The following is a 10,884-nucleotide window of genomic DNA, read 5'->3' as shown; positions in this document are numbered from 1 at the left end:
TCTCGGTGACTGCGGAAGTTCCTCTGCCGGAAGGGTATTCGTCGGTGCCCCGCAACCGCCGCCTACCTCCGCCTACCAGTGCCAGCGAAGTATCGTCGATATCGAATCCGGGCCGAATGCCGGAACGAAGACATTGCTCGAGGTCATTCCGGGCGCCGGTCAGCCGGACCTTCGCGTGGGTGACCACATTCGCCTGGTGCGTCAGACCGACCCGAACGGAAACACGCAGTACTCCTTCGAAGACTATTCGCGTGGGCTCCCGCTGGCGTTGATCGTCATCGCGTTCGCCGTCGTCATCATCGCAGTCGCACGGTGGAGAGGGCTGCGCGCACTCGTCGGCCTGGTGATCGCCTTCGGCGTAGTCGTCGGGTTTCTCCTACCCGCTCTGCTCGACGGCAAGCCTGCGATACCGGTTGCGCTGGTCGCCGGGGCGGTGATCTTGTACGCGGTTCTCTATCTGGCGCACGGGGTCTCACTCAAGACCAGTTCTGCTTTGCTCGGCACCCTTGCCGCCATGGTGCTCGCCGCGGTTCTCTCCTACCTCTGCATTGAACTGACACACCTCACCGGTTTGTCTGAAGAGCAGAACACCAATGTTCAGACCTATATCGAGCACATAGACATCACCGGCCTGCTGCTGGCGGGCTTCATCATCGGCTCGCTCGGCGTTCTCAACGACGTCACCATCACCCAGGCATCCTCGGCATTCGAGTTGGCCGAACTCGACAAGCATGCGTCCCGTCGAAAAGTCTTCGGCGGTGCGATGCGGGTCGGACGTGATCACATCGCCAGCACGGTCTACACCTTGGTTCTCGCGTACGCGGGTGGGGCGCTGCCACTGCTACTGCTCTTCAGCGTCAGCGGGCGCCCTCTTCAGGACGTCCTGGTCGGTGACGCCGTCGCAATCGAGATCGTAAGGTCCGCTGTCGGCGGAATAGCCCTGGCGCTTTCGGTTCCACTCACCACTGCCATCGCCGTGATTCTCGCCCGTCCGCCCGGTAGCGCGGTCAAGGCCGGCCCCACGTCAGGTGGCCGACACTCCAAACGCTGAAAGCGAGCCTCAGAGTCCGGGAATCGGTGGGAGAACCGGCAACAGAATCGGCGGAAGCCCCGGGATGTAGATCGCCGGCGGTGGCGGCGCGGGCGCGGGCGCGGGAGGCACGTAAGTGTCCTGCACGACTGGCGGAGCCTCGACGACCGGAGGGGCTTCCTCCGTCGTCGTCGGGGGCGGGGTCGTTGTGGTCGTAGGCGGCGGGGTAGTCGTGGTCGTCGGTGCCGTCGTGGTCACCTCGGTTGCCACGGGTCCGGCGTCCTCGGAATCGAAGACCTTTCCTCCGTAGCCCAATCCCAGCCCCACGATCACGATCGCCGCGATCACACCGGCGCCGAGGCCCGCGAACCGTAGCGGGTTTCTCGGCTCTTTGGATGTCGATTCAACGGGTTGTGTCCCGGCGAGCCAGGACGGGTGTGCGGTTCCTGCCCCGGGTCCCTCGCCTTCGTACATCGCCGAGTACGCCTGGGCGTCAACCATCATGGCCTCGGTGTCGGCGTCATGTTCTGTGCCGAATCCGTCCGTGGCCGGGTCGCTGTCGGCGACCGCGAGATCTGCGGCCGGATCGAATCGTTGCTCGTGTCGGTTCGGTCGCGGCTGAGGCAGTTCCGCCGCGTAAGGGCTCGGCACCTGTTCCTGCGGAACGGACTTCGTACCGGAAGCGGCTTCGGACAAGGCATTCGGCCGCTCCGATTCCGCGAGCGTTGCGACCCCTCCGTGGCTGAACGCCTGAACCGGAACGGGTACCTCCGCCGGGGTGTGGATCGGATACGGCGCAAAGATCGGCGCTACAGCCGGAACCTGAACCGGGGCAGATACCGCGCGCGCCGATGGCGTCATCGACGACTCCGCGATCAGCGCAGCGCCTTGCGCAGTCACGAGTTCCGGCTGCTCGGGCGCGATGAGGGGCCACTCCAGCCACGCGGCGAGGGTCGCCCGCACGATCGGAATGCGTGCACCGCCACCGATCAGGAGAATCGCGTCGGGGTTACGGCCGGACGTTGCGATGACCTCTCGTATCTCGCGTGCGAAGGCCTCCACCGACGTGACGACCAACGAATCGAAAACTTCCCGCGACAGCAGGAGAAGCCCGCCGGGGCCGGGCAGGCACACCGCACTTCGTGAGGACAGCTGTTCCTTCGCGAGTCGGCATCGCGCCTGCAGTTCGGCATCGCCGCCCGGGTCGGCCGGCGTAGCTATACGGAGACGCACGGTCTGATCCGAGTAGACGAGCTCGTCGAAGTGATCTCCACTGACCCGCGTCGACCGGGCGGTGACGACGGTAGACCGCATCTGCCTGTCCACAATGCTGATCGTCGATCCAGAACTACCGATGTCGACGACGACGAGTGTGCTCTGGTCGGTCAACGCACCGGACTCCTCGAGCATTCGAAGCGTCGCGACTACTTCGGGAACCAGCTCGAAGTTGTCGATGCCTTTCTGTTCGAACGCTGTTTGGAGTGCTCCGGCCTGCGCTTGATCCCGGTAGGCGACGACCGTATTGCTGCCGAGGTCGGCATTCTCGGTCAAGGCCACGCCGGTTGCCTCCGCTGCGACTTCCTCGGGAATCTCGCGGCCTCGATCGACCGCTCTGGATCGGAACACCGGACCACTGTGGTCGGGCGTCCCCGGGCGCGCCAAACGCACAGCGCTGGCTCCCACCGTCACACCCAAAACCAAGTTCATGATCCACCTTCGTCGACCGTCGACGGGTTCCGTCACCAGACCCCGTCATTCCCCGGCCGGAAGTCTACCCACTGGGCATGGTCTGCGAGGTTCGCGCATCTCACCTAAGGCCTTCTCGCAGCTATTTTTTCGCTACCTGGACGTTCGACCTACCGCCCCAATCCGCGATAGTTCCAACCGGCGGCGCGCCACAGGTCCGGATCGAGGCAATTTCTGGCGTCAACGATCACCCGCCGCCGAACGAGTGGTTCCAAATCGGCGGGCATCAGTGAGGCGAACTCGTCCCATTCAGTGGCGATCAAGACCACATCAGCATTCCTGCAAGCTTCTGACGTGGAGGTTGCGTAGTGAAGGGTGGGAAACAGTCGGCGAGAATTATCCATTGCCTTCGGATCGAAAACGGTGACCGCCGCCCCGTGCAACTGCATCATTCCTGCAACGTTGAGCGCAGGCGAATCGCGTACATCGTCGGATTCGGGTTTGAACGCGGCTCCCAGCACCGACACGTTAGCTCCCAGCAAACTGCCATCGCAGGCTGCCGTCACCAGTTCCACAGCTTTTGTCCGTCGTCGCATGTTGATGCTGTCGACCTCGCGGAGGAAGTACAGCGCCTGGTCGACACCCAACTCCCCGGCGCGTGCCATGAACGCCCGAATGTCCTTCGGCAGGCAACCACCGCCGAACCCCAAGCCCGCATTGAGGAATCGTCTACCGATCCGAGCGTCGTACCCGAGAGCGTCGGCCAACATCGTGACGTCGGCGCCGGTCGCCTCGCACACCTCCGCAATCGCATTGATGAAGGACACCTTGGTCGCGAGAAACGCATTCGCAGATCCTTTGACCAACTCGGACGTCGCCAGATCGGTCACGAGGAAGGGCACCCCTGCGTCCAGTATCTCGGCATACACCTCGCGAAGAACGCCTTCGGCGTTTCCCGGCCGGTCACGATCGATCCCCAGAACCAACCGGTCAGGGCTCAAGGTGTCCGCGATGGCGTGTCCTTCACGCAGGAACTCCGGATTCCAGGCCACTTCTACCGAGCCACCCGCCGGCGCAGTCGCTCGGAGCCGCTCGCCGAGAGCCGCTGCCGTGCCTACCGGCACCGTCGACTTCCCGACTATCAGCGAAGGCTTTCGCAACAACGGTGCCAACATGTCGATCACCGAATGAACATGACTCAGATCTGCGGCGTACTCCCCCTTCTTCTGGGGCGTCCCCACACCGACGAAATGGATGTCCGCAAAATCCGCGGCATCGGAGTAGGAAGTCGTGAACTGCAGCCGACCCGACGCCAGATTCTTCTCCAGCATGTCGGTCAGACCCGGCTCGAAGAACGGGACCTCCCCACGAGACAACTTGTCGACCTTGGACTGGTCGATGTCGACTCCCAGCACGTCGTGGCCAAGTTCGGCCATACACACTGCGTGGGTCGCCCCCAGGTATCCCGTTCCGAACACGGTCATCTTCATGTGTTGTTGGTATGCGTCCGAACTTTCCGAAACGCGTACGCCAGGTGGGCGCGAAACCAACATCGGGCGTACGACGAGTGCGTCGCGTGTGCAACCTATGCTTCTGCCATGCACGTTCTCTTCGTTTGTACGGGAAACATCTGCCGATCACCCACGGGCGAACGCCTTGCACGTGCTTATGCCGCCGAAGCCGGGGTCACCGGATTCACCGCCTCGAGTGCCGGAACCCGGGCGATGGTCGGACACCCGATCGAGCCAACTGCTGCGAGGGTTCTCGCGGGGCTCGGCGGCGACCCCACGGAGTTTCAAGCCCGACGCATGACAGCAGCGCTGGCCTCGGACGCCGACCTCATTCTCACGATGACCGAAAGTCAGCGAGACAAAGTCCTGGCGATGGCTCCGGCGCGGCTCAAGCGCACGTTCACACTTCGAGAAGCCGCACGGTTGGGCTCGCTCGCAGATGCAGGAACTGTCGAGGACCTCGCCGCCGCCAGACCCCGATTTCGTGCCACCGAACCCGAGGACGTCATGGATCCGATGGGTAAGGAAGAGAACGTGTTTCACGAGATCGGACTCGAGATCGCCGATCTCCTCGGCCCGCTGCTCAGCCGACTTCGCTTCGGTGAGCGTTGAGCGCGGGCACCGCGGTCAACTGCGGTAGCGACTTGTCCGACTCGTAGTAGTAGCTGTACTCGTACGCATTGCGTCCGCGAGACGGCGTCATCGTGATGACAGTGCCCAGGACGTGCGCACCCACACTCTGTAGGTTTCCGACCGCGCGCGCCAGTTGATCGCGTTTCGTGGAGCCGTGTCGGGCGATCACCAGGGCACCGTCCGACATCGCGGCCAGGACCGCGGCATCCGTGACGGGTAGCAACGGCGAGGCGTCGATGATGACGTAGTCGTATCGCGCCCGCAGTTCCTCGAGAACATGTTTGGCCGTGTCCGTGCCGAGTAGTTCGCTCGGGTTCGGCGGGATCGGTCCGGAGGCGAGCACTGTCAGCCCGTCGAACTCGGTCGGCTGAAGCACATCGTCCAGCGTCGCTTGACCGGAGAGCACCGAACTGACGCCGACACTTCCGAGCAATCCCAAATACTTCGATACTCGCGGCTTCCGGAGGTCGCCTTCCATCAGGCACACTGATTTGCCGGCCTCCGCCAAGACGAGAGCGATGTTCACGGCCGTGGTCGTCTTACCTTCGGAGGGAAGCGAACTCGTGACGACGATGACACGCGGCGGATGGTCCACCTCGAGGAACTGAAGGTTGGTGCGCAACTCACGGAAGGCTTCGGCACTCACGGAACTTCCGTCACTGAAAGCGATCGCGTGATTGACTTCGACGTCCTTGTCGAACGGGATCGTGCCCACCATCGCCGAACCCGCGATCTCTTCTACAGTTCGACGATCTTTCACCGTGTTGTCGAGTCGATCACGAATCAACGCAAGCGCGATCCCCACAACCAGTCCCGCCACCGCGCCGAGCGCGAGGTTGCGCGAAGTCTTGGGTGACACCGGAACAGTCGGCTGTTGAGCCTGCTGTTCGACGACCACACGTGCAGGCGGTGTTCCGCCGTTCTCGGGTGTCTCCAGTTCCTTTGCCAATGCCACGAATTCGGATGAGAGAGTGTTCGCGATCTCGCGTGCGAGTTCCGGTGACGCGTCCTTGACTGCGAGGTCGATCAACACAGTGTCGGGCGCCGACGTCGCAGTGACCTTGGAGGCCAACTCGTCAGCCGACATCCCGCCGACCACCCTCGGTCCCAGTTCGTCGATCGTCCGCTGTGCGAGTGTTCGGCCGGTCAGGAGTTTTGTATAGGACAGAACTCGCTGCTGTGAAAGTTGACTGCCCTGCAGTGCCTCGTTGACCGAGGTACCCGCCGACGTCGAAACGAACAGCCTCGTCGAGGCCTGGTAAACGGGCGTCGAAAGAAGAGAAGCGCCAAGGGCTCCGAGGATTCCGAGCAAGGTTACAGCAGCGACGATTCGCCATCTGGCTTGCAATATCTTCAGGTAGTCGACAATTTCCATCTTGATGTCTCCTTCGGCTCACGCATGTCCACTGCGGGTCTGAGCGGTCTTTGCCGGTCGGACCGCGAGGGCGAACCGGGCTTTATCAATTTCGATATAGATCAGCTGCGACGGACGAGACGTCCTGTGCTCACGGGCGTCCCAGTCCGCGGTAGTTCCAACCTGCGCCTCGCCAGGCGTCGGGGGAAAGGCAATTGCGCCCGTCGACGATCACTTTCTTGCGAACCAACGAATCGAGATCGGACGGCTGCAACTTCAAGAATTCGAGCCACTCGGTCAATACCAGGACGACATCGGCACCTTCGCAGGCCTCCAATGCATTTGCCGAGTAGGTCAGCGTCGGGAACAGCGCGCGCGAATTGTCCATGGCCTTTGGGTCGTACACGTTCACTGCAGCACCTTGGAGCTGAATCTGACCCGCGACGTTGAGCGCCGGCGAATCACGAACGTCGTCCGAGTCCGGTTTGAACGCGGCACCCAGAACTGCGACTCTCGCACCGAGAAGCGATCCGCATGCCTCCCGCGCCAGTTCGACCATGCGTGTACGTCTGCGCATATTGATGTTGTCGACTTCGCGCAGGAACGTCAATGCTTGGTCGGCACCGAGTTCACCGGCGCGAGCCATGAAGGCGCGGATGTCCTTCGGCAAACACCCTCCGCCGAAACCAATTCCCGCGTTGAGGAATCGACGTCCGATCCGAACGTCGTGCCCGATCGCGTCGGCGAGCACTGTGACGTCGGCGCCCGCAGCCTCGCACACTTCGGAGATGGCGTTGATGAACGAGATCTTGGTGGCCAGGAAAGCGTTCGCTGACGCTTTCACCAACTCCGCCGTCGCAAGGTCCGTGACGAGAAACGGAATCTCCTCATCGAGTAGCTCTGCATAAACTTCGCGCGCAACAGATTCCGCTCGACCGCGGACATTTCGATCGACTCCGAGCACAAGTCGGTCCGGGTGCAACGTGTCCTGGACGGCAAATCCTTCACGGAGAAACTCGGGATTCCACGCGACTTCGACGCTGTCACCGATCGGTGCCAGTTCCCGCGCGCGCTTACCGAGCCGTTCCGCGGTGCCCACCGGTACCGTGGACTTTCCGAAGATGACCGCGGGTTTGGTGAGCAGCGGCGCCAGCGTTTCGATCACGGCATCCACGTAGACCATGTCCGCGGCGAACTCACCCTTCTTCTGCGGCGTACCGACCCCGAGGAAGAACACGTCCGCAAATTCTGCAGCTTCCTCGTACGACGACGTGAACTTCAGTCGCCCTCGATCGATGTTTCGTCGTAGGACCTCGCCCAACCCTGGCTCGTAGAACGGAACTTCACCTGCTGCCAGTTTCTCCAGCTTTGCCGCATCGACATCCACTCCGAGGACCTCGTGACCGAGTTCGGCCATACAGGCCGCGTGTGTCGCGCCCAGGTATCCCGTGCCGAATACTGCTATGCGAGTGCTCATGTTGCTCGATCTGCTTTCTCGAGAGTGTGCGAAGTGTGTTGATGGGAAAAGTGATTCAGGTACGTACGGCACCGATGTTGTCGCGGTACCACGAGATCGTCGACGCGATTCCTTCGCGCAATCCGATTGTCGGCCGCCATCCGAGTTTCCGAATCATGCTCACGTCCAGCAGTTTCTGCATCGTTCCGTCCGGCTTCGAGGTGTCCCACCGCGTCTCTCCGGTGTATCCGACCTCCGTGGCGACTATCGAAGCGATCTCACGAATTGTGTGGTCCTCGCCGGTTCCGACGTTGACATGCGATGCACCGTCGTAGTTGTCGAGCAGATGCAGACACGCCGACGCCAAGTCGTCGACATGCAGGAATTCACGTCGCGGATTGCCACTCCCCCAGTTGACAACCGACTGGACTGCCGACGACTGCGCCTCGTCGTAACGCCGAACGAGGGCGGGAAGTACGTGCGATCCGTGCGGCGAAAAATTGTCTCCCGGGCCGTACAGGTTGGTGGGCATAGCTGAGATCCAGGGGCGACCATGCTGCCGCCTGGCAGCTTGAACATGGAGTATTCCCGCGATCTTTGCTATTGCATAGGCGTCGTTGGTCGGCTCGAGATGCCCGGTGAGCAGGTATTCCTCCTTGATCGGTTGCGGTGCCAATTTCGGGTAGATGCAAGATGATCCGAGGAACAGGAGACGCTCGACGCCGTGTGCGAGGGCAGCGTCGAGCACGTTCACCTGGATGCGCAGATTCTCCGACAGGAAGTCGACGAGGAAAGTGCTGTTCGCCGCAATCCCCCCAACTTTTGCTGCTGCGAGGATCACGTTGGTCGGCTTTTCGCGGGCGAAGAAATCGAAAGCAGCTTCCCGGTCACGTAGATCGAGTTCGGCCGACGTCTTTCCGAGCAACCTGGTGAAGCCCGCAGATTCCAGGTGTCGCCACACCGAAGAGCCGACCAGACCTCGGTGGCCGGCCACGTAGAACGGTGCGCCTCGATCGAGTGGTCGCGCTGCGAATGAATCACTCATCGCGTCGCCGACCAGTCGGGAAGTGCCGGAGTGTCGATCCACGGTCGCCCTTCGTGTTCGAGCGCTTCGATGTCTGCCTCGACCATGATCCGGGCCAGTTCGGGTGTGTGCACGCCGGCCTTCCAACCGAGTTTGCGCTCGGCATGACTCGGATCCCCGATCAGTGCGTCCACCTCGGTCGGCCGAAGATACCGTTCGTCGAATCGAACGTGGTTTTCCCAGTTCAGACCTGCATGTTCGAACGCGACGGTCAGGAAGTCGCGCACCGAGTAGTTGCCACCGGTGGCGAGCACAAAATCCTCAGGCTCGTCGACCTGCAGCATGCGCCACATTCCCTCCACGTACTCCGGCGCATATCCCCAGTCGCGAATCGCATCGAGATTGCCCATGTACAGATGATCCTCGATACCTGCCTGGATGCGTGCGACCGCGCGCGTGATCTTCCGCGTCACGAATGTCTCACCACGCCTCGGGGATTCGTGATTGAACAGAATTCCGTTCACAGCGAAGATCCCGTATGCCTCACGATAGTTCTTGGTGATCCAGTACGAGTACACCTTCGCCGCACCGTAGGGCGAACGTGGGTAGAACGGTGTCTCCTCGTTCTGCGGTGGCGGTGTGGCACCGAACATCTCGGAACTCGACGCCTGGTAGAACCGGCAGTCGAGTCCGGCCATCCGAACCGCTTCGAGTAGTCGGATCGACCCGACGCCAGTGGTGTTCCCGGTGTGTTCGGGTTCGTCGAAGCTGACCCTGACGTGAGACTGCGCAGCGAGGTTGTACACCTCGTCCGGCTTGATCTGCGCGAGTAGTGTCACCAGGCGCGCTCCGTCACTGAGGTCACCGTAGTGAAGAAAAAGTCGAGCATCCGCATCGTGCGGGTCAACGTAGATGTGGTTGATCCTCGAAGTGTTGAACGTCGAGGATCGACGGATCAGTCCGTGAACCTCGTAGCCTTTGGAGAGCAGCAACTCGGCAAGGTAAGAGCCGTCCTGCCCCGTGATTCCGGTAATCAGTGCGCGTTTCATCCTGCGTTCCTTCCGTTGCGGGACAGCCCGCCTGATAGTTGCGAAACCACGGTTGTGGTCCGTAGTCCTCCGAATCGCTCGGCAGTCTTGATCTCGCTCATGCGCGTCCCCCCCCAAACGGCCGAAGACTTTTCGTATGTCACGTGATGCCAGCCGTATGAATGTCGAGTTACCGAACAGGTAGCGCCGCCACAGACGTTTGGGTTCGGATACAAGTCGATACAACCACTCGAAACCCGAGTTCTGGACGAAAGATGGTGCTTCCGAAACAGTTCCGGCCAAGAAGTCGAAGGCCGCGCCGACACCGACGGCCACGTAGTCGGTTCGATCCGCTATCGCCTTCGTGACAAAGTCCTGCTTCGGCGCACCCAGACCGACCCACACGATGTCCGGTGACGTCGGATCGACCTTCGCGATGATGTCGTCGACGAACTCCTTGCTGAACGCGGCAAACGGCGGGGCATATGTGCCGGCCACCTTGATTCCCGGGTATAACTCCTCGACTCGATCCGTCAAGAGACCCAACGTCTCTTCTGTCGTGCCGACAAAATGGTGACGAAGGCTGTAGCGGCGTCCCTTGTCCAGGGTGGCCTCGAAGAACGACGGACCCCGGACTGGTCGAACACCGACGTGATCGGCGGTGCCGCCGATCAGGCGCATCACCCAGCTGACCGGGGTTCCGTCTGCGAAGTTCACACCGGGACCCTTCAAAACCGCGGAGTAGTCGCGATCACTGTGCGCCGCCGACACGCAGTAGGAATTCGACAACCTCACGGAGACTCCGGTTCCGGCTCCCTCTCGTCTGTCGTTGACCACCCAATCGGTAGCTCTCTCGAGATTGGTCGCGGCAAACGGAATGCCACCCACCTCGATGACCTCGAACGGACTGCTCATCTGTCTCACCACTTTTCCGAGTTCGTTTGTCGACGTTCATTGCACTGGCCGTAGCTGCGCGACAAGACCGATGTCAACCGGGACCGAGTCCAATCACGTTGCGGTTCAAAGAGAGAAAGCTCGGTCTCGACAATCGATCGAGCGATACGAGAGGCGAGAGTCGACGCCGGAGCAACCGGGATCGTCACGGCGTTCCTACCTGCCAGTGTCGGCACACCGCCGAGATCCAAACAGACCACCGGCAGGC

General features: G+C 61.7%; 8 protein-coding genes and 1 pseudogene. 2 read left to right on the top strand and 7 right to left on the bottom strand.

Features of this window, described 5'->3' with window-relative positions; genetic code table 11:
• A partial coding sequence (locus A2J01_RS30665; protein ID WP_064114240.1) for a YibE/F family protein occupies positions 1-1,051 on the top strand: 1,051 nt, incomplete at its 5' end.
• A 9-nt stretch (positions 1,052-1,060) separates the two neighbouring features.
• On the opposite strand, the gene A2J01_RS30660 is transcribed toward A2J01_RS30665, so the two are convergent.
• Together A2J01_RS30660 and A2J01_RS30655 are read right to left on the bottom strand one after the other, a co-directional pair.
• Positions 1,061-2,737 (bottom strand): Hsp70 family protein, encoded by a 1,677-nt coding sequence (locus tag A2J01_RS30660; RefSeq protein WP_231916145.1) that lies wholly within the window; start codon positions 2,735-2,737, stop codon positions 1,061-1,063.
• A 149-nt stretch (positions 2,738-2,886) separates the two neighbouring features.
• A complete protein-coding gene (locus A2J01_RS30655; RefSeq protein WP_054187546.1) occupies positions 2,887-4,206 on the bottom strand; it encodes a UDP-glucose dehydrogenase family protein in 1,320 nt (439 codons plus the stop codon).
• A gap of 108 nt (positions 4,207-4,314) precedes the next feature.
• Between A2J01_RS30655 and A2J01_RS30650 the strand changes: the two genes are divergently transcribed.
• Positions 4,315-4,839: an arsenate reductase/protein-tyrosine-phosphatase family protein gene (locus A2J01_RS30650; RefSeq protein WP_003943651.1), complete on the top strand. Its 525-nt coding sequence runs from the start codon at positions 4,315-4,317 to the stop codon at positions 4,837-4,839.
• Here the strand turns inward: A2J01_RS30650 and A2J01_RS30645 are convergent.
• The 5 genes and pseudogenes from A2J01_RS30645 to A2J01_RS37270 form a co-directional block, all read right to left on the bottom strand.
• Entirely contained in the window at positions 4,811-6,235 is a 1,425-nt protein-coding gene (locus A2J01_RS30645) for a polysaccharide biosynthesis tyrosine autokinase (protein ID WP_054187547.1), read from the bottom strand. The genes A2J01_RS30650 and A2J01_RS30645 overlap by 29 nt on opposite strands.
• A gap of 130 nt (positions 6,236-6,365) precedes the next feature.
• Entirely contained in the window at positions 6,366-7,691 is a 1,326-nt protein-coding gene (locus tag A2J01_RS30640) for a UDP-glucose dehydrogenase family protein (protein ID WP_054187548.1), read from the bottom strand.
• A gap of 55 nt (positions 7,692-7,746) precedes the next feature.
• Positions 7,747-8,715 carry a GDP-L-fucose synthase family protein gene (locus A2J01_RS30635; RefSeq protein ID WP_054187595.1) on the bottom strand — a complete coding sequence of 323 codons (969 nt, stop codon included), beginning with the start codon at positions 8,713-8,715 and terminating at the stop codon, positions 7,747-7,749.
• The gene (gene gmd, locus A2J01_RS30630; protein WP_007726640.1) at positions 8,712-9,743 is read right to left on the bottom strand and encodes a GDP-mannose 4,6-dehydratase; all 1,032 of its coding nucleotides are present in this window, start codon (positions 9,741-9,743) and stop codon (positions 8,712-8,714) included. Before gmd ends, A2J01_RS30635 begins: the two co-directional genes overlap by 4 nt.
• A 186-nt stretch (positions 9,744-9,929) precedes the next feature.
• Positions 9,930-10,637: pseudogene (locus A2J01_RS37270) on the bottom strand (WecB/TagA/CpsF family glycosyltransferase); the annotation flags it as partial.
• Between the last annotated feature and the right edge of the window lie 247 nt (positions 10,638-10,884).

Source organism: Rhodococcus sp. EPR-134 (assembly GCF_001647205.1).
GTDB lineage: Bacteria > Actinomycetota > Actinomycetes > Mycobacteriales > Mycobacteriaceae > Rhodococcus_F > Rhodococcus_F qingshengii.
This window is presented reverse-complemented; position numbering and strand designations above follow the sequence as displayed.